The organism is Rhodospirillales bacterium, from assembly GCA_028824295.1.
In the GTDB taxonomy this organism is placed as follows: Bacteria; Pseudomonadota; Alphaproteobacteria; order TMED109; family TMED109; genus VXPW01.
Genome location: JAPPED010000003.1, coordinates 102,687 through 124,129, shown reverse-complemented (window position 1 = coordinate 124,129; position 21,443 = coordinate 102,687). Strand labels below are relative to the sequence as shown.

Sequence of the window (21,443 nt, the reverse complement as noted above, 5' to 3'; positions counted from 1 at the left end):
GTCCTTAGTGGCTCCGGAAACGGCTGGCGGTGCCTAGCAGAGTTGTGAACTCCGAAGCCCTATTTCAAGACCCTGCGCGCGCTCCAGAGATGGCGCGGGGTTGTGCGCGTTCGACCGAAGATCCGACCGCGGGATCCGCGAAGATCATCAGGGGCTGTCGACGGCCCTCGGCGACTTCCGAGTCAATGACGACTTCCTGTACTCCATCGTGCGACGGCAGATGGAACATTGTATCCAGCAGAATAGCCTCAAAGATCGAGCGAAGGCCACGGGCGCCGGTTTTCTGTGAAATGGCCCGGCGCGCGATCACACGGACCGCATCATCGGTGACCGTCAGCTTCGCACCTTCCATTTCGAACATGCGCGCGTATTGCTTCACCAGTGCGTTCTTCGGGGTCGTGATGATCTCGACAAGCGCTGGCTCATCGAGTTCCCGCAGGGTGGTCGCGACTGGCAGTCGACCGATGAACTCCGGGATCAGCCCATAGCGAAGCAGATCTTCCGGCTGCACCTTCTTCAGGATGTCGTCCTTGCGCGCCTCTTCCGGTGAACGTACGTCGGCACCGAAGCCGATGCCGGTTCCCGTTTCCCGATCGGCGATGATCCGTTCGAGACCGCTGAACGCACCACCGCAGATGAACAGGATGTTGGTGGTGTCGACCTGCAGAAACTCCTGCTGCGGGTGTTTGCGGCCGCCCTGCGGTGGGACACTTGCGACCGTGCCCTCCATGATCTTGAGCAGCGCCTGCTGCACGCCCTCGCCAGACACATCGCGCGTGATGGAGGGATTGTCCGACTTGCGGCTGATCTTGTCGATTTCGTCGACGTAGACGATGCCGCGTTGGGCACGCTCCACGTTGTACTCGGAATTCTGCAGCAGATGGAGAATGATGTTCTCGACATCCTCGCCCACGTAGCCGGCCTCGGTCAGCGTGGTAGCGTCTGCCATGGTGAACGGAACATCCAGGATACGAGCCAGGGTCTGTGCCAGGAGCGTCTTGCCGCTCCCGGTCGGGCCAATCAGGAGAATGTTCGACTTGGCCAGCTCGACATCCGACGACTTGAGGCCATGGGCAAGCCGCTTGTAGTGATTGTGTACGGCGACGGACAACACCCGCTTGGCGTGATCCTGACCGACGACATAGTCATCGAGTACCGAGCAAATCTCGGCCGGGGTGGGGACGCCCTCGCGGCTCTTTACCAGACTGGAGTGATTGTCCTCACGAATGATGTCCATGCACAGTTCGACGCATTCATCGCAGATGAACACGGTCGGGCCGGCAATCAGTTTTCGGACTTCGTGTTGGCTCTTGCCGCAGAACGAGCAAAACAGACTGTTTTTTCCGTCCTTGCCGGTGGAATCGCTCATTTGCCGCCCGCACGCGTAACTGAACCGTTCGTCACGGCCCCAATAAGGAGAGAAATCTAGCCCTTCGCGGGCCGTTGGCGCAAGCTAAATGCCATGCCTTGAAGGGCCTTCCGCTCCATACATCTCATTTAGGGGGAAACCGGCGGAACGCCGAGGTCCCCCTGGGCGCCGGCCCCCGGAAGAACACCAGCGGCGCTACAAACCGGACGGCCCGACCGGCAAGGGATGCCAGCCGAAGCTTCGGTGCTAATATTGAACTTCGCTACTTCAACGACACGATCGACAAGTCCGGCACCACTCGATTCGGCAACAGACGACATGAACGGGAAACGCCTGCAGCTGGTTCGGAATTGGCTGACAAAACACGGGCTCCGAGGTTTCGTACAACCGCATGAAGACGAGTTCCTTGGCGAGTTCATCCCCGCTGCGGCGGAACGGCTGGCGTGGCTGACCGGCTTCACCGGTTCCGCGGGAACCGCAGTAGTACTCGAGGACCGGGCGGCGTTGTTTGTCGACGGCCGGTACACGATACAGGCACGCTCGCAAGTTGAAACAAGCTGTTACGAAGTTCTCAACAGCGGTGCCTGCCCCCCTGGCCGCTGGCTCTCCGATGCGATGGGAGAGGACGCAGGCATCGGCTTTGATCCACGACTGTTCAGCGTCAGCCGCACCAAACAAATGGCTCAGGCCGTCGAACGGGCAGGCGGGCGACTGGTACCCACGGACTCCAATCCCATCGATGAACACTGGACCGACCGACCGCCGCTGCCGACCGGGAGCATTCTCCCTCACCCGATCCGATATGCGGGCGAATCGAGTGCAGACAAACGCACCCGACTCGCGGCGGTCCTCGAGCAAAATGCGGTCGCGGCAACAGTACTGACGTCCTGCGAATCGGTCGCCTGGCTCCTCAATGTCCGCGGGAGCGACCTGCCGTATTCGCCTGTGGCGCTGGCCATCGCCATCCTGATGTGTGACGGGTCCGCTCAATTGTTCGCAAATCCCGCGAGCGTGACTGACGAAGTGCGGTCGCATCTGGGTGATGCAGTGTCCCTGCATCCTCGGTCGACGCTCCGGGAATCTTTGTCTGAGTTCGGAGCAAACCAGGCCACGGTGCAACTAGACCCAGCCTCAACTCCCGTGTGGATTCAGACACTCTTGACTGAGTCGGGGGCCGATGTTCGACATGCCCCCGACCCCGTCGAACTTCCGAGAGCGGTAAAGAATTCCGCCGAGCTGCGCGGCATGCGGGATGTGCACGAAATCGACGGCTTGGCGATGGCCAAGTTCCTGTGTTGGCTCGACGCAAACGCGCTGGCCGGAAACGTTAGCGAGTGCCGCGCGGCCATGCAGTTGGAGGCATTCCGGCGAGAGTGTCCCGACTTCAAGTCGCCCAGCTTCCCCACGATTTCCGGTACTGGTCCACACGGGGCCATCGTCCACTACCGGGCAACACCGGAAACTGACCGGCAGCTTCGTCCCGGAAATCTCTACCTCGTGGACAGCGGCGGCCAGTACCCTGGTGGCACGACCGATGTCACTCGGACCGTCGCAGTGGGCCATCCGGAACCGCAAATGTGTGACCGGTTTACCCGCGTGCTCAAAGGGCATATCGCGCTGGCGTCGGCGCGCTTTCCCGTCGGCACGCCCGGCGGCCAACTGGACATCCTCGCTCGGGCGCCACTGTGGCAGGCTGGGCTCACATACGACCACGGCACCGGTCATGGCGTAGGGAGCTTTCTCAATGTGCACGAAGGTCCCCAGTCGATCTCCTTTCGGATCAACCGCGCGGGCGGCCCGCCCACTGTCTCAAAGAGTGCCCTGGTGCCGCTCACGGCGGGGATGGTGATCTCGAATGAGCCGGGTTATTACCTTGAAGACGCATACGGAATACGTATCGAGAACCTTGTTGCGGTGCGCGACGAGCCTGAACCTGAAGGCGCCGAGTTGGCCCTGCTTGGCTTCGAAACCTTGACACTGGCGCCAATTGACCGCCGGCTAGTCGTTGCGGACATGCTCAACCCGGACGAGGTGCATTGGCTTGATAGCTATCACCGGCGCGTCGAATCGACCCTTTCCCCAAGGCTTGCCCCGAGCACTCGGGCTTGGCTGGCTGAAGCGTGCGCACCGTTGCGGACATGAGGTCTGTGCTCCTGCGGAGCCCTTCACCACCACTTCCGCAGGGCACCGGCGCAATTCCGCTGGTATGGCGGTTCGAACTGCGAAACGAACCCACCAGGAAAGTTCAGTGAACTGGTGCCACCTGACGGTTCGCATTGGGCAAGTACCCCGCAGGCGCAGCGAGCGCCATGGCCGGGTCGTTGTTGTTGATCATCCGCGACGACTGGCGATGCGGTCGCCACGAACCAGACTTCGATAGACCCGAAGGGCACGCTGCCGGGCTTCGGCGTGATCCACCATCGGGGTCGGATAGGTCTCGCCTAACAGAACTCCGGCCTCGGCTAGGACCGGTGCGGATGCCGTCCAAGGTGCGTGGACAAAGCGGTCGGGCATTCGCCCCAGCTCCGGGACCCAGGTTCGGACATACCCTCCCTCGGGATCGAATCGCTGCGACTGGGCTACCGGATTGAAGACCCGAACGTACGGAGTGGCATCGGTGCCAGTGCCGGCCACCCATTGCCAGGATGTATTGTTGTTGGCCCAGTCAGCGTCGACCAGCGTTTGCCAGAACCAATCCGCGCCCGACCGCCAGTCAATCAATAGATGTTTGGTCAGGAAGGACGCCACGACCATCCGGACACGGTTGTGCATCCAGCCCGTGGCGAGCAGTTCGCGCATTCCGGCATCGACCAGCGGATAGCCTGTCTGCCCCTGCTGCCACCTCCGCAGGTCTGCCGGGCTGTCTCGCCACGGCATCCGGTCGAAGTCGTCTCGCAGGTTGACGGTTCCCAAGTCCGGGTTGTGAAACAGCAGGTATTGGCTGAACTCCCGCCAACCGAGCTGCCGAAGGTACGCGTCTTCCGCCCGAACACGGCCGCTCCGCGCGAGGCTATCTGCAATTTGGCATGGCCCGACCTCACCAAAGTGCAGGTGCGGCGAGAGCCTGCTGGTACCGGACGTTCCTGGCTTGTCTCGATCGGTTGCGTACCTGCTCGCCGCACCCTGCACAAAATCTTCCAGCCGGGACAACGCCCCAGCTTCTCCTGGCTTCCAATGGGCGGCCTGGCGATCGGGCCATTGCGGGTTGCTGCGACCACGCCGCCACGCTTCGAGCGGTTCGCTGGCGGGCCAGGTTGTCGGCAGGGGCAGCGACAACGGGGGCCGCTGCGGTCGCCGGAACTCCCGTGCAAGGCATCGCCGCCAAAACGGGGCAAAGACTTTGTAGGGGGAGCCGTTTCCGGTTCGGATTTCGCGGGGCTCAACCAGCAACGCGGAGTTGAACGTCCGAATCTCCAAGCCCGCGGCACGCAGTTGGGCTTCGACCGCACGGTCCTGACCGCTCAGCACAGGATCGAATCGCCGATTCCAGCAGACCGCCCATGCCTCGGCTTCCTTGGCCAGGGTCTCGAGCGCGGCTCCAGGCGCGCCTCGACGAAGAATCAGTCGACTGCCCAGGACACCCAGTGAGGCCGTCAGTGCCTGAAGGCTGCCGTGCAGCCACCATCGGGAGGCGTTCCCGGCGGCCCGGGCGCCGGGCTCCCCATCCAGTATGAACACGGGAATGACTGGACTGCCGGTCTGGACTGCCCAGCCAAGTGCCAGGTTGTCCGACAGCCGCAGGTCGTCGCGGAACCAAGCCAGGACGGGCTTCATCCCGCCCCATCGCTGGTCATACAAACCGTGAGCCGCAGCGATCGGGACCAGACACAGTCGGAACCGAGGAGTGGCACCCGGTGGGCCTGGCGGGGCCCGCCTCGGACGCTGGCAGCTGCAACGAGGAAGAGTCGCCTCAAGGTGGAATCAGGAAAGCGCTCCGAGCAGTGCATCAGTCACCTTGACCGTACTCTGGGTGCCGTCGATCTGCGTCAACAGGCCCCTGCTTCCGTAGTAGGGCACCAATGGCGCCGTTTCCGCCCGGTATGCCGCCATGCGCTCCGCCACGGTTTCCGCACGGTCGTCCTCTCGACGACGAAACACTGTGCCGCCACACACGTCACAGATATTCTTCCGCTGGGTCGGCTTGGAATGCTCGTTGTAGACGGCGTCACACTTGGTACACACGTACCGTCCTGTGATGCGGCGCACCAGCTCATCTTCCGAAATCGTGAACTCGATCACTTGATCGAGCGCGTGGTCGGCCCGGTCCAGCATCTGTTCAAGGGCATCGGCCTGAGCCACAGTGCGCGGAAAGCCATCGAGGATGTAGCCACGCGCGCAGTCTTCCAGGCCCAACCGAAGTGCAACGATTTTCTGGACCACCTCGTCCGGAACCAGAGCTCCCCGGCTCATGATCGAGGCGGCACGACGTCCGATCTCGGTGTCCGCTTCCACGGCTGACCGCAGCATCGCGCCTGTCGATAGATGTGGAATCCCGAAACGATCACGTAGAACAGCTGCCTGAGTGCCCTTCCCACATCCCGGCGGACCCAGCAGCACCAAGCGCATTACGATCGGCCCCGGAGCTTCGCTTTCTTGATTAGGCCCTCGAATTGGCGCGCGACAAGGTGGGAATGGATCTGCGCGACGGTATCCATCGTTACGTTAACCACGATCAACAGGCTGGTCCCGCCAAAATAGAACGGCACCGCGTACTGCGAGATCAGCATCTCTGGCAAGAGACACACCAAGGCAAGGTACGCCGCCCCGGCGGTGGTAAGACGCGTCAGGATGCGGTCGATGTAGGCCGCTGTATTGGCACCGGGCCTCACACCCGGCACAAAGCCGCCATACTTTTTGAGGTTGTCCGCAGTGTCGGCGGGATTGAAGACCACTGACGTGTAGAAAAATGCGAAGAACACGATCCCGCCGACGTAAAGGGCAAGGTAGGCTGGCTGCCCTCGTCCCAGCGCGGCCGTGACGTCCAGCAGCCACGACGGGCCCTGTCCCGCATTGAAACTGAGCGCCGTGACCGGCAGCAGGAGGATCGAGCTCGCGAAAATCGGCGGAATCACGCCCGACGTATTGAGCTTGAGCGGCAGGTAGCTACTGGTATCGCCACCGAATGTCTTGGTTCCCAGTTGCCGCTTCGGGTATTGGATGAGAATGCGGCGCTGCGCCCGCTCGATGAACACGATGAAAGCGATCACTGCTACCGCCAACGCCATCAACAGGATGATCAGCGCGCCCGACAAGGCACCAGTGCGGCCCAGCTCCAGTGTCGCCACCAGAGCCGCGGGCAGCTCGGCAACGATTCCGGCCATGATGATGAGCGAGATCCCGTTTCCGATTCCGCGCGAGGTAATCTGCTCACCAAGCCACATCAGGAACACGGTGCCGCCCGTGAGCGTGATCACGGTCACGAACCGGAAAAACAGGCCCGGGTCGCGTACGGCCGGCCCCTGCGAACCGGAAAGGCTTTCCAACCCGACGGCAATCCCGAGTGCCTGCATGGCCGCGAGGATCACCGTGCCGTACCGCGTGTACTGGGTGATCCGCTGGCGTCCGGATTCGCCCTCTTTCTTCAGTTGCGCGAGATGTGCCGAGACAGTCGTCATCAACTGAATGATGATGGAGGCAGAGATGTACGGCATGATATTCAGGGCGAATATCGTCATTCTGCCCAGCGCGCCGCCGGCAAACATGTCGAACATCCCGAGGATGCCGCCCGAATTCTGCTGGAAGACGTCTGCCACCGCGCTGGTCTCGATCCCAGGCAGCGGGATGTAGGTCCCAATTCGGTAGACGATCAGCGCGCCTAATGTGAACCAGATGCGCCGCTTGAGCTCGGTTGCTTGGGCTATCGCACCAAAATTGATATTGGCAGCGAGTTGTTCGGCGGCAGATGCCATCAGCCGGCACTCCCCAGCGGATCACCACCCTTGCCCGGGCGGAAATCACAGCGGTTCATCACGTTCATGCCTCCGCGGACTCTTCCGACGTCGCGGCAGGCGATTTGTCTCCGCCTGATTTGCCGGAGGACAACAAACGGACACTGCCGCCCGCTTGTTCCACGGCCGTGATCGCGGAACGAGAGGCTCCGGCAACCTCAAAGGTCATAGGCACAGATAGGGACCCGGAGCCGAGAAGGCGCACGCCGTCGCGCACGCGCCGAACGATCCCGGTTTCCAGCAATACAGAGGCATTCACTACCGTAGCAGCGTCCAGCCGGCCAGCATCAACTGCCGCCTGAATCCGGTTGAGATTCACCTCGGCAAACTTACGTCGAAACAAAGGCCGAAATCCGCGCTTCGGGAGGCGGCGGTACAGCGGCATCTGCCCGCCTTCGAAACCCGAAGTGCTGGCACCGGATCGAGCCTTCAGCCCCTTGTGGCCCCGCCCAGAGGTCTTTCCCCTGCCCGAGCCGATGCCGCGACCGACGCGCTTGCGGTTGCGTTGCGCCCCCTTGGAGGGCCCGAGTTCTCGGAGCATCATTCGCTGGGCTCCCCGGCGGTAATCTTTTCCATTGAGACGAGATGCTGAACCCGCGTAATCATTCCGCGCACGGCTGGTGTGTCCTCGAGTTCGGAAACTCGACCAATTCGATTCAGGCCTAGTCCGACCAGTGTCTTCCTCTGAACGGGCTTGCGACCAATTGGGCTCTTGATCTGGGTGACGCGAATGCGTCCGGAACGGGGAGTCGCCATGACGAATTACGCGGAAGTCGCGCCTTCAGTGAGATTCTTGCCGGGCTCATCGGCGGCGGCCGGCGCCGCATCAGTTGAGTCGGCCGCCGGCGTTTCGGTCTCTTCGCTTGCTCGCCCGCCTGCAGTCTTGCCGGACCCATCCGTACCGTTTGCGCCCTTGCCCGACCGGCGCCGTCGATCAGTCCGATTGAGGATTTCAGAAACCTTGAGGCCACGCCGAGAGGCCACGTCGGCCGGCGATTGCACTTTCTGCAGGGCATCGAACGTCGCGCGTACCATGTTGATGGCGTTGCCGCTGCCCACTGACTTGCCGACCGCATCCTGCACCCCAAGCCGCTCCAGAACCGCGCGAACAGGACCTCCGGCAATGATGCCGGTCCCTGCCGGAGCAGCACGCAGGATCACCTTGGCGGAGCCGAGCCTGCCACTTGTGTCATGGTGCAGGGTACGCCCCTCGCGCAGTGGGACGCGGATGAGTCTTCCCTTGGCGTTTTCCGTCGCCTTGCGTATCGCCTCCGGAACCTCCTTGGCCTTGCCCGAACCGAAGCCAACGCGTCCCTGGCCGTCACCGACAACGACGATTGCAGCAAACCCGAAGCGGCGCCCACCCTTTACTACCTTGGCCACCCGGCGAATCTTGACCAGGTTGTCGGTGAGTTCCTGACGTTCCTCAGGATTACGTTGTCTACGCGCCATACGCTCTCTCGGTCCGGGGCTCAGAACCCGAGACCGCCCTCCCGTGCCGCCTCGGCCAACGCCCGCACACGACCGTGATAAAGATAACTTCCGCGGTCAAAGACCACAGTGTCAACGCCAACTTCCTTCGAACGTTGGGCAACCAACGCGCCAACCGCGCGCGCGGCCTCGATCCCGCCACCACCTTTGCCTTCTGATCTCAGTGCGCGATCGAGTGTCGATGCGCTAGCCAGCGTCCGGCCCGCTTCGTCGTCAATGACCTGGGCATAAATGTGGCAATTCGAACGAAATACGGACAGTCGCGGCCGCCCATTGGCCGCGACGCGAACCCGGCGGCGATTGCGCCGCCGTCGCCGAAGCATGCGTTCCCGAGGAGAAACAGCCATGACCTACTTCCTCTTTCCTTCCTTGCGGCGGACGTACTCACCCCGATAACGGACACCCTTGCCCTTATAGGGTTCGGGCGGGCGAAATGCCCGGATTTCAGCCGCCAGCTGCCCCACACGCTGCCGGCTGGCCCCTGAAATCTCGATCTCCGTTGGCCTCGGGCAGGCTACCTGCAGATCGTCGGGCACGGCGATGTGGACGTCATGGCTGTAACCGAGCTGCAGGCTCAGAATGCCGTCCTTGAAGGCAGCACGGTAACCAACCCCTTCAATGTCGAGATATCTTCTGAATCCGGCGCTTACACCGGTCACCATGTTCGCGAGCAATGCCCGCGTCATGCCCCACGCAGCTTGCGAATTATCGCTCTTCGAACGCGGCGCCACTTCGATCAGCTGATCCGCCTGTCGAATCTCGACACTCGTCGGAAAGGACTGGCTAAGGACCCCGAGCTTTCCCTCGACCGTCACGCGAGGCCCCGCAATCGTGACGGTAACGCCATCCGGAACTGGAACGGGGTGCTTGCCGACTCGAGACACGGTCAGAACACCCGACACAGAACTTCGCCGCCAACATTGGCCTCGCGGGCGGCTCGATCAGACATGACCCCCGCTGGCGTCGACAACACGTGCACACCCAGGCCCCCATAGAAGCGCGGAATCTCGCGCGCCGGCGAATAGATACGCCGGCACGGACTGGAAACCCGTTTGATCTCCTTAATTGCAGGCGCGCCCTTGTGATACTTGAGCTCGATCACGAGCTCGCGTTTCGGGCCGCCGAGCTCCTCGACATTCCATGCGCGGATATAGCCCTCCTGCCGCAGCACCTCGAGAACGCTCCTTCGCAACCGCGAATCCGGGCAGCGAACCGTCTGCCGCTCAGCCATCAGGCCGTTGCGAATTCGAGTCAGCATGTCCGCCAGCGGGTCCGTCATGGTCATCGTCCGGAGTCTCCTACCAGCTCGCCTTGGTCATGCCGGGAATCTGGCCCATGGAAGCAAGCTCCCGGAGCGCGATCCGTGAAATCCGCATCTTCCGGTAGTACCCGCGCGGCCGCCCGGTCAGCTCGCAGCGGTTGCGGATCCGTACGGGCGAGGCGTTCCGCGGCAGCTTGGCCAGGGTCAGCACTGCCTGGAACCGCTCCTCAGGCGGAGCCTTGCGATCGCGCACTTTGGCTTTGAGAGCAAGTCGGACACCACGCCCACGCTCGGCCATCTGACGGCGTCGACGGTTCTTCATGATGGCGCTCACTTTGGCCATGGAAATCAGGCTCCCCGCCCACGGAAGGGCATATTGAATTTGAGCAGCAGCGCACGCGCCCAATCATCGTTGGTGGTGGTGGTGCCGATCACGACGTCGAGGCCCCGCACCTGGTCCACCGTGTCGTAATCGATTTCGGGAAAGACGATCTGCTCGCGCAGGCCAAGCGCAAAATTCCCGTTCCCGTCAAACGAGTTCGGATCGACCCCGCGGAAATCGCGTACGCGGGGAAGAGCGATGTTGATCAGCCGATCCAGGAACTCATACATCCGCGTGGATCGAAGCGTCACCTTGCAACCGATCTTCATGCCCTGGCGAATCTTGAAGCCGGCGATCGGCTTGCGCGCCTCCGTCGCTACGGGCTTCTGGCCGGCAATCGCCTCGAGGTCTCGAAGTGCGCCCTCGACCCCCTTGTCATCCTCCTTGGCCAAGCCACCTCGGATTGACGATTGGGTCGGTACCCCAACACCCATGTTGAGCACGATCTTCTCCAGCCGAGGCACGGCAAACAGGTTGGCGATTTCCAACTCCCGCTGCAGCTCCTCGCGGTAGCGGGTGTCGTACAATTCACGGAAACGTGCAGCCATGGTGACCTCAGTCGTCCAGTAGATCGCCAGATCGTTTCGCAATCCGCACCTTGCGGCCGTCATCCATCCGCCGGTAGCCGACCTTGGTAGGACGGCCATCGGAGGGGTCTCGCAGAGCAACATTCGAGACATGAATCGGTAGCTCCCGCTCCACGATTCCACCCGGATTGGCTGGCGAAGGTCGCATGTGGCGTCGCGCGATATTGACCCCGCGCACGACGACCCGCGACTGCTCGCGATCCACCCTGATCACCTCGCCGGTACGACCCCGGTCGCGACCGGTCCGCACCACGACCTCGTCACCCCGGCGGATGCGGAACTTGCCCGCCATCACAGAACCTCCGGCGCAAGACTGATGATCTTCATGAATCTCTTGGCGCGCAGCTCACGGGTCACAGGTCCGAAAATTCGGGTACCGATTGGCTCGTTTTCGCGGTCGATCAGTACTGCCGCATTGGAATCAAACCGGATCGAGGTACCGTCAGAACGGCGAATTTCCTTCGCGGTACGTACAATTACGGCGCGATGAATGTCACCCTTCTTCACGCGTCCGCGTGGAATGGCTTCCTTGACCGAGACCACAATCACATCGCCTACCCACGCATAGCGCCGCTTGGCGCCGCCCAACACCTTGATGCACTGGACACGCCGGGCACCGGAGTTGTCGGCAACCCCCAGATTCGTCTCGGCCTGTATCACTGTTCCAGCACCTCAGTTGGCGTCCGTGGGAAGGACTTCCCAGCACTTGAGCTTGGACATGGGTCGGCGCTCGCGGATACGCACCACGTCACCAGGCTGGCAGGCATTGTCCGGGTCATGAGCATGATACTTTGCCGACCGCCGGATGAACTTCTTGTACAGCGGGTGGCGGACCAGACGCTCCACCCGAACAACGACGGTCTGTTTCGGCGCAGCACTCACCACGACGCCACGCATCACGCGTTTCGGCATACCTCAGGAACCTTTCGCGCGTTCGTTCAGCACGGTCTTGATCCGCGCGATCTCGCGCCGCGCTTCGCGGGCCCGCGCCGTGTTTTCGAGCTCCCCGGTGGCCTGCCGGAATCGTAGGTTCAGGCGCTCACGGGCTCGTTCTTCCAACATGGTGGCGAGCTCATCGTCGGTTTTTTGCCGCACTTCCGCGATTCGTAATGCCACCGCTACTGCTCCAACCGAGTGACGAAACGCGTCCGCACCGGAAGTTTGGCGGATGCCAATTCAAATGCGCGTCGCGCCGTCTCAGCAGTGACGCCATCAAGCTCAAAGAGGACGCGGCCGGGTTTGACCCGACAAACCCAGTACTCGGGAGAACCCTTCCCCTTGCCCATTCGCACTTCCGTAGGTTTGGTCGAGACGGGAACGTCGGGAAAGATCCTGATCCAGACCCGTCCCTGTCGGCGGATGTGGCGCGTCACCGCACGCCGGGCCGCTTCGATCTGCCGCGCCGTGACTCGTTCAGCTTGCAGGCTCTTGATGCCGAAGGATCCGAAATTGAGCGTGGTTCCCCCCTTGGCGTTGCCGCGGATCCGCCCCTTGTGGGCTTTACGGAACTTGGTCCGCTTCGGGCTCATCATGACTGCGAATCTCCCTCTGCCTCGTCGGCCGCCGACTCTTCAGTTCCATCAGCAGGCGGAGATTCAGCATCGGCTGCAGGCTTGACGTCGGCTGCAGGTTCTGTGGTCACCTCCGCCTCCGATCCAGACTCCGGTTCCGGATCAGAAGCTGGCGCTGCGGCTACCTCGGACTCAGGCGCAGATGCCGGTTCCGGATCAGGCGCCGCGACTTCCTCGGATTCTGACGCAGATGCCGGCTTCGGATCGGGAGCAGGCGTCGCGACTTCCTCGGACTCAGGCGCAGATGCCGGTTCCGGATTGGGAGTAGCTGCCACGGCCGCATCCGATTCGACCGGAGGCGTGTCCGCAACCGCAGCAGCCGCGTCGGCGGGTGGGGTTTCAGCGGGCGCACGCTCCGCACCGGCCGCCCGTGATGAGCGGTTTCCACGTCCTGAACCGGAGCGGCCGCCCTGACCAGTGCCCGCGAGTGGTCGCTGCTGCTGCTCGCTCCGCGTGCGCTCCATCGCCGAAGGGTCGTGCGCCAAGATCTCGCCACGGAATACCCACACCTTGACGCCGCAGGTTCCGTAGGCGGTACGGGCGGTGGCGATGCCATAGTCGATGTCGGCGCGCAGCGTATGCAGCGGCACGCGGCCTTCGCGGTACCACTCCACCCGCGCAATCTCGGCCCCGCCCAACCGGCCACCAACCGTGATTCGAATTCCGAGCGCGCCAAGGCGCATTGACGCCTGGACCGCGCGTTTCATGGCACGACGGAAGGCAACCCGTCTTTCCAGCTGCTCGGCAACATTTTCGGCTACCAGCTGCGCCTCGATTTCCGGCTTGCGGATTTCGACGATGTTCAGCTGGATCTGGCTCTCGGTCATGGTGGCAAGCTTCTTGCGAATCCGCTCGATGTCGGCGCCCTTTTTGCCGATCACCATGCCTGGCCGGGCCGTATGGATGATGACCCGCGCCTTTTTGGGCGGGCGTTCGATCGTGATCCGGCTGATCCCGGCTCCCTTCAGGTCGGACTGGATGTAGCGGCGGATCTGCAGGTCTTCGTGCAGCAAGTCCGCGTAGTCGGCACTCGCATACCAGCGCGAGTCCCACGTTCGGTTGATGCCGAGTCGCAAACCGATCGGATTGACCTTGTGCCCCATGCCTGCCTATTCCTCTTCCCGCACGATTATCGTCAGGCGACTGAACGCTCGCCGGTAGCGCCCCATCCGGCCCCTGGCACGAGCCCGGAAGCGCCGCATCACCAGCGATTTCCCGACCGACGCGTCCGCGACGACCAGCTTGCCCGCATCCAACCGGTTGCCTTCCGCATTGGCCACAGCTGAAAGCAGGACCTTGCGAACGTCGTTCGCCACCCGCCTGCGGGAGAACTCGAGAGCCCGGGCCGCATCGCTGACGTTGAGCCCGCGAATGAGCCCGGCCACCAGATTCAGCTTCTGCGGGCTGACCCTGACAGCCCGTGCCATGGCCATCGCTTCATTGGGGCGAAGTCGGCTCGGAGCGGAACGTTTACCCATGGCCAATCAACGCCTGGTCGCCTTGCGGTCGCCGGCGTGCCCATAAAAGGTGCGGGTCGGAGCGAATTCGCCGAACTTGTGTCCGACCATATCCTCCGACACCAGCACTGGAATGAACTTTCGGCCGTTATGGACAGCAAAAGTGAGCCCGACAAACTGCGGCATGATCGTGGACCGACGCGACCACGTCCGGATCGGCGCGCGCGAACCGCTTTCGTTCGCTTGCTGCGCCTTACGAAGCAGGTAGCCATCCACGAATGGTCCCTTCCACACTGACCGCGCCATCGTATGGGCTCCTACTTTTTCCGCCGACGTCGGATGATCCAACGGTCGGTCGACTTGTTGCTACGGGTACGGTGACCTTTCGTGGAGACACCCCACGGAGTGACGGGATGCCGCCCCCCTGACGTACGACCCTCGCCGCCGCCATGCGGATGGTCCACCGGATTCATAACGACGCCGCGCACGTGAGGTCGCCGCCCCAACCAGCGACTTCTTCCCGCTTTCCCGAGCTTCGCATTCTGGTGGTCTGGGTTCGAAACCGACCCGACCGTCGCCCGGCAGTCGGCTCGCACCAGGCGTTGTTCCCCGGACACCAGTCGGATCACAACCCGGTCCGGGTCTTTGCCGAGCAGTTGCGCGTAACTCCCGGCCGACCGGGCCAATTGGCCACCTGCACCGGGCTTCAGCTCGATGTTGTGGATGATCGATCCGACCGGCATGTTGCGGAGCGGCATGCAGTTACCGGGCTTGATGTCGGTCCGGTCGCCGGAAACAACGGTGTCGCCCGGGGCCAGTCGCTGCGGCGCCAGGATGTAGGACAGTGTGCCGTCCGTGTACCGAATTAGCGCGATGAAGGCACTCCGGTTGGGGTCGTACTCGAGACGCTCGACGGTGGCAGGGTTGTCGTCGCGACGGCGCCGAAAGTCGATCAGTCGGTATCTCCGCTTGTGTCCGCCACCGCGGTGCCAAATCGTGATCCGGCCCTGGTTGTTGCGACCGCCAGTACTGGACAGTCCTTCCGTCAAGGCCTTCTCTGGTTTCCCGCGGTGCAGGGTCGACCGGTCGACCAGGACTAGCTGACGGCGACCAGGGGTCACGGGACGATGCTGCTTCAGAGCCATGGTCAGACCTCGCTCCCAAGATCGATTGACTGCCCTGCCTCCAGCGTCACAAACGCCTTCTTCACGTCGCTTCGTCGCCCCTTGATGCCCCGCAGCCGTTTGGTCTTGCCCTTGGCTACCAACGTGTTGACTGCGGTGACCTTGACCTTGAAAAGTCGCTCGACTGCTTCGCGAATTTGTGCCTTTGTCGCCTGTCGGCTAACCCGGAACACGACCTGATTGTGTTCCAGCGCGGCCGATGACTTCTCGGTCACCAGCGGGCGGAGCACGATCTCACAGGAGCGTTCGACGTTCATGACAGCCGTTCCTCCAGCGCGCGAATCGCCTCCGGAAGCAACACCAGCGTCTCATGGCGAAGAATGTCGTAGACGTTCGCTCCCTGCACCGGCAGGCAGTTGACGCCCGGGAGATTGGCGGCCGCCCGGCGGAAACCGGGATCCACTTCGCCACCTGCAACGAACAGGGCGCGCTTGACGTCCAGCACCCGGAGTTTTTCTGCCAGAACCTTGGTTTGCGGCGTGGGGAGCGACAACGATTCCAACACCACGACCTGCTGGTCCGCCACCTTTGCCGAAAGGGCGCAGCGAAGCGCCATGCGCCGTACTTTCTTCGGGAGCGAGTGAGCGTGGCTCCTCGGGCGTGGACCGTGCACCGCACCGCCGCCACGAAAGATCACTGCCTTCCGGGAGCTGTGGCGTGCCCGTCCAGTACCCTTCTGCCGCCAGATCTTCGCCGTCGAACCGGTCACCTCTCCACGCTCGCGGGCCTTGCGCGTGCCGCGACGACGGCGCGCCAACTGGTAGCTCACCATCCGGTGGAGGATGTCCTTCCGTACCTCCACCGCGAACACGGTATCCGCGAGCTCGGTCTCGCCAGTCTTCTCGTTGTCGAGCGTACGAACGTCGAGCTTCACCGGATCACTCCCCGTCCCCCGCCTCGACCGGGGCATCGTTGCCTTCTTCCGTCGATGCGGCGCTCTCCTCGATCTGATCCGGCGCATCGTCGGCAGCCGTCGGCGATAGCTTCTCTTCAATCCCTGCCGGGAATGGCACCCCGGGTGGCAGTGCCCGTTTTACTGCATCTGACAGGGCGAGCCAGCTCCCTGGCGCACCGGGAACGCCGCCCTTCACCAGAATCACGCCACGTTCCTCGTCGGTCGACACCACCTGAAGATTCTGGATGGTCCGTTGTCGGGCGCCCATTTGCCCTGCCATCTTCTTTCCCTTGAAGACGCGACCGGGATCTTGGCTGTTCCCCGTGGAACCATGACTTCGGTGCGAAATCGACACGCCGTGCGAGGCCCGGAGGCCGCCGAAGTTATGGCGCTTCATGGCGCCGGCAAAGCCTTTTCCAATGGTGACACCGCGGGCGTCAACGTACTGGCCAACCACAAAATGGCCGGGGCGGAAACGGCTTCCGGTCTCAAGCATGTTCTCCGGCGAAACCCGGAACTCCCGCACATGGCGCTTCAGCCCCACGCTGCTCTTCTCGGCGGCGGCTCGTTGCGGCTTGGCGACGTTCCGAGCCGCCACACTGCCCGAACCCACCTGGACGGCGCTGTACCCGTCACGTTCCGGAGTGCGCTGCCCGACCACTTCGCAACCTTCCAACGCGAGCACCGTGACGGGACAGTGCTGGCCGTCATCCAGGAAGAGGCGCGTCATGCCCAGCTTGCGTACGAGAACCCCGGATCGCATCCCGTCAGCCCAACTTGATCTCGACGTTGACGCCTGCCGCCAAGTCAAGCTTCATGAGTGCGTCCACGGTCTGCGGAGTCGGGTCCAAGATGTCCAACACACGCTTGTGTGTGCGAATCTCAAACTGCTCCCGCGACTTCTTGTCAATGTGCGGCGAGCGGTTGACCGTAAAGCGCTGTATCCGATTGGGAAGCGGGACGGGGCCACGAACCTGGGCTCCTGTGCGCATCGCGGTACCCACGATCTCGCGCGCGGATTCGTCGAGCAGCCGCCGATCAAACGCCTTGAGGCGGATCCGGATGCGCTGGTGTTCCATCGTCCACTCCGCCCCAGCTTCGCCTTAAGCGATGATCTTGGTAACGACGCCGGAGGCGACGGTTCGGCCGCCTTCACGGATCGCAAACCGGAGTCCCTCCTCCATCGCGATCGGCGCAATCAATTCGCCCTGGAGCTCCACGTTGTCGCCGGGCATGACCATTTCGGTCCCCTCCGGCAACGCGACGGTTCCAGTCACATCGGTAGTTCGGAAATAGAACTGCGGCCGATAATTCTTGAAGAACGGCGTGTGCCGTCCTCCCTCTTCCTTGGTCAGCACATAGGTCTCAGCGAGAAACTTGGTGTGCGGAGTGATCGACCCCGGTCTCGACAGCACCTGACCACGCTCCACGCCCGTGCGTTCGACACCCCGGAGGAGCACGCCGATGTTGTCGCCCGCCTGACCTTGGTCAAGCAGCTTGCGGAACATCTCGACGCCGGTGCATGTCGTCTTCTCGGTCTCTCTGACGCCAACAATTTCGACCTCGTCACCGACCTTGACGATGCCGCGTTCCACACGGCCCGTTACGACGGTCCCGCGGCCTGATATCGAGAACACATCCTCGATGGGCATCAGGAACGCACCGTCGATCGGACGATCAGGCTCCGGCACGTATTCGTCGACCGACTGCATCAACTCCAGGACCGACTCCTCGCCCGCCTGCTCCCCTTCCAACGCCTGAAGCGCCGAGCCTCGGAGTACAGGAATGTCATCACCGGGAAAGTCGTACTCGGAAAGGAGTTCGCGCACCTCGAGTTCAACCAGATCGAGGAGTTCCTCGTCATCCACCTGGTCGACCTTGTTGAGGTACACCACCAGCGCCGGCACGCCGACCTGCCTGGCAAGCAGAATGTGCTCGCGCGTCTGCGGCATCGGACCGTCGGCCGCGGACACGACGAGAATGGCCCCGTCCATCTGCGCCGCACCGGTGATCATGTTCTTCACGTAGTCGGCGTGTCCGGGACAGTCGACGTGGGCGTAGTGGCGAGCGTCGGTTTCATACTCAACGTGTGCCGTATTGATCGTGATGCCGCGCTCTTTTTCTTCCGGCGCCCGGTCGATTTCCTCGTATCCGACGAACTCCGCGCCGCCGCGCTCCGCCAGCACCCTTGTGATGGCCGCGGTCAGTGTGGTTTTGCCGTGGTCGACATGGCCGATGGTGCCCACGTTGACATGCGGCTTGGTCCGTTCGAATTTCTCTTTGGCCATTGCCTACTTCTCCTTCATTCGCGCACTCATGCGAGCTTGGAGCGCACTTCTTCGGCAACCATTTGCGGCACCTGATCGTACCGCTCAAAAAACATGGTGAACTGCGCCCGACCCTGCGAGAGAGAGCGGATTGCGTTGACATAGCCGAACATCGTTGCCAGTGGAACGTGAGCGCGGACCTGAGTGGCGTTGCCCTGTGGCTCCATGCCCTCAATCTGGCCGCGTCGGCCATTGAGATCACCAATGATGTCACCAACGAATTCTTCCGGCACGACGACCTCGACCCGCATCATCGGTTCGAGGAGGCGCGGCGCAGCCTTCTGCATGGCCTCGCGGAACGCGGCGCGGCCAGCGATCTCGAAAGCGACTGCACTCGAGTCCACCTCGTGGTAGGCGCCGTCCGTGAGCGTCACCCGCACGTCGATCACCGGGTAGCCAGCGACGATTCCGTTCTGCATGGCGCTGCTGATGCCCTTCTCGACCGCCGGTATGAACTCCTTGGGAACGTTTCCGCCCGCGACCTTGCTGACGAATTCGAGTCCCTCTCCGGACTCACCCGGCTCCACAGTCATGATCACGCGAGCAAACTGACCTGATCCGCCTGTCTGCTTCTTGTGCACGTAGTCGACCTCTGCCGCCCGCGTAATGGTTTCGCGATAAGCGACCTGCGGCGCGCCCACATTCGCGTCTACCTTGAACTCACGGCGCATTCGGTCAACCAGGATGTCGAGGTGCAACTCGCCCATGCCCTTAAGCACCGTCTGGCCCGTCTCTTCATCCACCGACACCTTGAAAGACGGGTCCTCGGCTGCCAACCGGCCCAGGGCCTGCCCCATGCGCTCCTGGTCGGTCTTGGTCTTGGGTTCGATCGCAAGCTCCATGACCGGATCGGGAAACTCCATCCGCTCGAGCACGACCGGGTGGTGAAGATCGCAGAGCGTATCGCCGGTGGTCACCGACTTGATTCCAGCCAGCGCCACGATGTCGCCCGCCGAGGCTTCCTTGATGTCCTCGCGCGAATTGGCGTGCATGAGCAGCATCCGGCCGATCCGTTCGCGCCGGTTCTTGGTCGAATTCTTGACGGTCGCGCCCGATTCCAGCACTCCCGAGTAGATTCGCACGAATGCCAGGGAACCGACAAACGGATCATTCATGATCTTGAAGACCAACCCTGCGAAGGGAGCATCTCGCGAACTGGCTCGCTCCGCTTCCGCGCCTGTATCCGGGTGGTGTCCGCGCGTTGCCGGCAAGTCTGCCGGCGCCGGAAGGTAGCTGATAACTCCATCAAGAAGCGGCTGGATACCTTTGTTCTTAAACGCAGATCCGCAAAAGACAGGGGTGAACGCCGACTTGACCGTACCTAGCCGGATACATCGGCGCAGCGTGTCATCGTCCGGAATCTCGCCGTCGAGGTAGCGTTCCAGAGCCGCATCGTCGTGCTCCACCGCCGTCTCGATCAGCGCGGTCCTGGCCGCTTCGGCTTTGCTAACCAGTTCCGCCGGTATGTCGCCGACCGCAAAGGTGGCGCCCAAGTCCTCTTCTTTCCAAACGATCGATGTCATCGAGACCAGGTCCACGACCCCCGCGAATTCGGCCTCGATGCCGATCGGCAATTGCAGAATCAGCGGCTCTGCCCCAAGGCGCTCACGGATCGACTCGACAGAGCCCTCAAAATTGGCGCCCACCCGATCGAGTTTGTTGATGAAGCAGATCCGGGGAACGCCGTAACGGTCCGCCTGGCGCCAGACTGTCTCTGACTGCGGCTCCACTCCCGCGACGCCGTCAAACACAGCCACGGCACCGTCCAGCACCCGAAGGCTGCGCTCCACCTCAATGGTGAAGTCGACGTGACCGGGCGTGTCGATGATGTTGACGCGGTGGTCGCGCCATGCGCAGGTCGTCGCCGCCGACGTGATGGTGATTCCGCGTTCCTGCTCCTGCTCCATCCAATCCATGGTGGCGGCCCCGTCATGGACCTCACCAATCTTGTGGGACCGACCGGTGTAGTAAAGAATCCGTTCGGTGGTCGTGGTCTTGCCGGCGTCAATATGCGCCATGATCCCGATATTGCGATATCGGTCGAGAGGAACGGTCATCGCCACGTTTCGACTCCGGGACCTACCAGCGGTAGTGCGAGAACGCGCGATTGGCGCGGGCCATGCTGTGGGTGTTCTCTCGCTTCTTGTAGGCCGCGCCTCTGGCGGAGGCGGCGTCGGTAAACTCTCCGGCCAAACGCTCGAGCATGGTTCGTTCTGACCGAGCCCGGGCCGCCTCGATCAGCCACCGTATGGCCAGCGCCTGCCGCCGTGCCGGGCGTACCTCGACCGGAATCTGGTAGGTCGAACCCCCGACCCGCCGCGAACGGGTCTCGACGTCCGGTTTAATGTTTTCAACCGCTTGACGAAACACCGTCAGCGGATCTTGATTGGTGCGTTCCGCGATTCGATCGAACGCACCATAAAGGACCCGCTCAGCCACAGACTTGGCTCCACCGCGCATGAGCGCGTGGGTGAACTTTGTGACCATTACGTCGCCGTAGCGCGGGTCTGCAAGAACCTCGCGTGGGTTCGCGCGATGCCGTCGTGACATGGAAAAGGCTCCGCTCGACTACTTCGGCCGTTTGGCGCCGTACTTGGAACGCCGCTGCCGGCGACCAGAGACGCCTTGGGTGTCATAGGTTCCGCGGATCACGTGATAGCGCACGCCCGGCAGGTCCTTGACCCGCCCGCCGCGAATCATGATGACCGAGTGCTCCTGCAGATTGTGGCTTTCGCCGGGGATGTAGCTGGTCACCTCGTAACCGTTGGTGAGACGCACACGCGCAACCTTGCGGAGAGCTGAGTTCGGCTTCTTCGGCGTGGTGGTGTAAACGCGCGTGCATACGCCCCGGCGCTGCGGGCACGACTGAAGAGCCGGGACCTTGCGCTGTTTCTCCGGCATCTTCCGCCCCTTGCGGACGAGCTGGCTGATCGTCGGCATAGACGCCTCAATTCCGAACCCCGGAGGAGTT

Annotated in this window: 27 protein-coding genes and 3 pseudogenes; 1 reads left to right on the top strand and 29 read right to left on the bottom strand. The window is 62.6% G+C overall.

Features of this window, described 5'->3' with window-relative positions:
* Window positions 1–64: 64 nt before the first annotated feature.
* Window positions 65–1,369 (bottom strand): ATP-dependent Clp protease ATP-binding subunit ClpX, encoded by a 1,305-nt coding sequence (gene clpX / locus OXH60_01935; protein ID MDE0710875.1) that lies wholly within the window; start codon window positions 1,367–1,369, stop codon window positions 65–67.
* 318 nt (window positions 1,370–1,687) lie between these two features.
* Between clpX and OXH60_01930 the strand changes: the two genes are divergently transcribed.
* Entirely contained in the window at window positions 1,688–3,511 is a 1,824-nt protein-coding gene (locus OXH60_01930) for an aminopeptidase P family protein (protein MDE0710874.1), read from the top strand.
* 189 nt (window positions 3,512–3,700) lie between these two features.
* Here the strand turns inward: OXH60_01930 and OXH60_01925 are convergent, their stop codons facing one another.
* The 28 genes and pseudogenes from OXH60_01925 to rpsL form a co-directional block, all read right to left on the bottom strand.
* Window positions 3,701–5,143: a deoxyribodipyrimidine photo-lyase gene (locus tag OXH60_01925; GenBank protein ID MDE0710873.1), complete on the bottom strand. Its 1,443-nt coding sequence runs from the start codon at window positions 5,141–5,143 to the stop codon at window positions 3,701–3,703.
* Window positions 5,144–5,290: 147 nt separating this feature from the next.
* Window positions 5,291–5,935 (bottom strand): adenylate kinase, encoded by a 645-nt coding sequence (locus OXH60_01920; GenBank protein ID MDE0710872.1) that lies wholly within the window; start codon window positions 5,933–5,935, stop codon window positions 5,291–5,293.
* Window positions 5,935–7,278: a preprotein translocase subunit SecY gene (secY, locus tag OXH60_01915; GenBank protein ID MDE0710871.1), complete on the bottom strand. Its 1,344-nt coding sequence runs from the start codon at window positions 7,276–7,278 to the stop codon at window positions 5,935–5,937. Before secY ends, OXH60_01920 begins: the two co-directional genes overlap by 1 nt.
* Window positions 7,279–7,342: 64 nt before the next feature.
* The gene (rplO, locus tag OXH60_01910; GenBank protein ID MDE0710870.1) at window positions 7,343–7,861 is read right to left on the bottom strand and encodes a 50S ribosomal protein L15; all 519 of its coding nucleotides are present in this window, start codon (window positions 7,859–7,861) and stop codon (window positions 7,343–7,345) included.
* Complete coding sequence (rpmD, locus tag OXH60_01905) at window positions 7,858–8,073, bottom strand: 50S ribosomal protein L30 (protein ID MDE0710869.1); 216 nt, start codon at window positions 8,071–8,073, stop codon at window positions 7,858–7,860. The genes rplO and rpmD overlap by 4 nt, the downstream gene beginning before the upstream one ends.
* Before the next feature lie 177 nt (window positions 8,074–8,250).
* Window positions 8,251–8,769 (bottom strand): annotated as a pseudogene (gene rpsE, locus OXH60_01900) (30S ribosomal protein S5).
* A gap of 20 nt (window positions 8,770–8,789) precedes the next feature.
* Window positions 8,790–9,131, bottom strand: coding sequence for a 50S ribosomal protein L18 (gene rplR, locus OXH60_01895; protein MDE0710868.1), 342 nt, complete (start codon window positions 9,129–9,131; stop codon window positions 8,790–8,792).
* Between the two features lie 27 nt (window positions 9,132–9,158).
* Entirely contained in the window at window positions 9,159–9,692 is a 534-nt protein-coding gene (gene rplF / locus OXH60_01890) for a 50S ribosomal protein L6 (protein MDE0710867.1), read from the bottom strand.
* Window positions 9,693–9,694: 2 nt separating this feature from the next.
* Entirely contained in the window at window positions 9,695–10,093 is a 399-nt protein-coding gene (gene rpsH / locus OXH60_01885) for a 30S ribosomal protein S8 (protein MDE0710866.1), read from the bottom strand.
* Window positions 10,094–10,106: 13 nt separating this feature from the next.
* Window positions 10,107–10,412 (bottom strand): 30S ribosomal protein S14, encoded by a 306-nt coding sequence (gene rpsN / locus OXH60_01880; GenBank protein ID MDE0710865.1) that lies wholly within the window; start codon window positions 10,410–10,412, stop codon window positions 10,107–10,109.
* Between the two features lie 5 nt (window positions 10,413–10,417).
* Complete coding sequence (rplE, locus tag OXH60_01875; protein MDE0710864.1) at window positions 10,418–10,999, bottom strand: 50S ribosomal protein L5; 582 nt, start codon at window positions 10,997–10,999, stop codon at window positions 10,418–10,420.
* Window positions 11,000–11,006: 7 nt separating this feature from the next.
* Window positions 11,007–11,330 carry a 50S ribosomal protein L24 gene (gene rplX / locus OXH60_01870; protein MDE0710863.1) on the bottom strand — a complete coding sequence of 108 codons (324 nt, stop codon included), beginning with the start codon at window positions 11,328–11,330 and terminating at the stop codon, window positions 11,007–11,009.
* The gene (gene rplN, locus OXH60_01865) at window positions 11,330–11,698 is read right to left on the bottom strand and encodes a 50S ribosomal protein L14 (protein MDE0710862.1); all 369 of its coding nucleotides are present in this window, start codon (window positions 11,696–11,698) and stop codon (window positions 11,330–11,332) included. Before rplN ends, rplX begins: the two co-directional genes overlap by 1 nt.
* 12 nt (window positions 11,699–11,710) lie before the next feature.
* Window positions 11,711–11,950, bottom strand: coding sequence for a 30S ribosomal protein S17 (rpsQ, locus tag OXH60_01860; protein ID MDE0710861.1), 240 nt, complete (start codon window positions 11,948–11,950; stop codon window positions 11,711–11,713).
* Window positions 11,951–11,953: 3 nt separating this feature from the next.
* On the bottom strand, window positions 11,954–12,154 hold the full coding sequence (gene rpmC / locus OXH60_01855; protein ID MDE0710860.1) for a 50S ribosomal protein L29: 201 nt from the start codon (window positions 12,152–12,154) through the stop codon (window positions 11,954–11,956).
* A 2-nt stretch (window positions 12,155–12,156) separates the two neighbouring features.
* Window positions 12,157–12,570 carry a 50S ribosomal protein L16 gene (gene rplP / locus OXH60_01850; GenBank protein MDE0710859.1) on the bottom strand — a complete coding sequence of 138 codons (414 nt, stop codon included), beginning with the start codon at window positions 12,568–12,570 and terminating at the stop codon, window positions 12,157–12,159.
* Window positions 12,571–13,079: 509 nt separating this feature from the next.
* Window positions 13,080–13,712, bottom strand: a pseudogene (rpsC, locus tag OXH60_01845) (30S ribosomal protein S3).
* A gap of 6 nt (window positions 13,713–13,718) precedes the next feature.
* Window positions 13,719–14,087, bottom strand: coding sequence for a 50S ribosomal protein L22 (rplV, locus tag OXH60_01840; protein ID MDE0710858.1), 369 nt, complete (start codon window positions 14,085–14,087; stop codon window positions 13,719–13,721).
* A 6-nt stretch (window positions 14,088–14,093) separates the two neighbouring features.
* Entirely contained in the window at window positions 14,094–14,372 is a 279-nt protein-coding gene (rpsS, locus tag OXH60_01835; protein ID MDE0710857.1) for a 30S ribosomal protein S19, read from the bottom strand.
* A gap of 11 nt (window positions 14,373–14,383) precedes the next feature.
* Window positions 14,384–15,211: a 50S ribosomal protein L2 gene (gene rplB, locus OXH60_01830; protein ID MDE0710856.1), complete on the bottom strand. Its 828-nt coding sequence runs from the start codon at window positions 15,209–15,211 to the stop codon at window positions 14,384–14,386.
* A gap of 2 nt (window positions 15,212–15,213) precedes the next feature.
* Window positions 15,214–15,507 (bottom strand): 50S ribosomal protein L23, encoded by a 294-nt coding sequence (locus OXH60_01825; GenBank protein MDE0710855.1) that lies wholly within the window; start codon window positions 15,505–15,507, stop codon window positions 15,214–15,216.
* The gene (rplD, locus tag OXH60_01820) at window positions 15,504–16,124 is read right to left on the bottom strand and encodes a 50S ribosomal protein L4 (GenBank protein ID MDE0710854.1); all 621 of its coding nucleotides are present in this window, start codon (window positions 16,122–16,124) and stop codon (window positions 15,504–15,506) included. The genes OXH60_01825 and rplD overlap by 4 nt, the downstream gene beginning before the upstream one ends.
* 115 nt (window positions 16,125–16,239) lie before the next feature.
* Window positions 16,240–16,908 (bottom strand): annotated as a pseudogene (gene rplC / locus OXH60_01815) (50S ribosomal protein L3).
* 4 nt (window positions 16,909–16,912) lie between these two features.
* Window positions 16,913–17,224: a 30S ribosomal protein S10 gene (rpsJ, locus tag OXH60_01810; protein MDE0710853.1), complete on the bottom strand. Its 312-nt coding sequence runs from the start codon at window positions 17,222–17,224 to the stop codon at window positions 16,913–16,915.
* Between the two features lie 24 nt (window positions 17,225–17,248).
* A complete protein-coding gene (tuf, locus tag OXH60_01805; protein MDE0710852.1) occupies window positions 17,249–18,433 on the bottom strand; it encodes an elongation factor Tu in 1,185 nt (394 codons plus the stop codon).
* A 26-nt stretch (window positions 18,434–18,459) separates the two neighbouring features.
* Entirely contained in the window at window positions 18,460–20,529 is a 2,070-nt protein-coding gene (gene fusA / locus OXH60_01800; GenBank protein MDE0710851.1) for an elongation factor G, read from the bottom strand.
* Window positions 20,530–20,551: 22 nt separating this feature from the next.
* Window positions 20,552–21,022, bottom strand: a complete 471-nt coding sequence (rpsG, locus tag OXH60_01795; protein MDE0710850.1) for a 30S ribosomal protein S7 — start codon at window positions 21,020–21,022, stop codon at window positions 20,552–20,554.
* An 18-nt stretch (window positions 21,023–21,040) separates the two neighbouring features.
* Window positions 21,041–21,412 (bottom strand): 30S ribosomal protein S12, encoded by a 372-nt coding sequence (gene rpsL / locus OXH60_01790; GenBank protein MDE0710849.1) that lies wholly within the window; start codon window positions 21,410–21,412, stop codon window positions 21,041–21,043.
* Window positions 21,413–21,443: the final 31 nt, after the last annotated feature.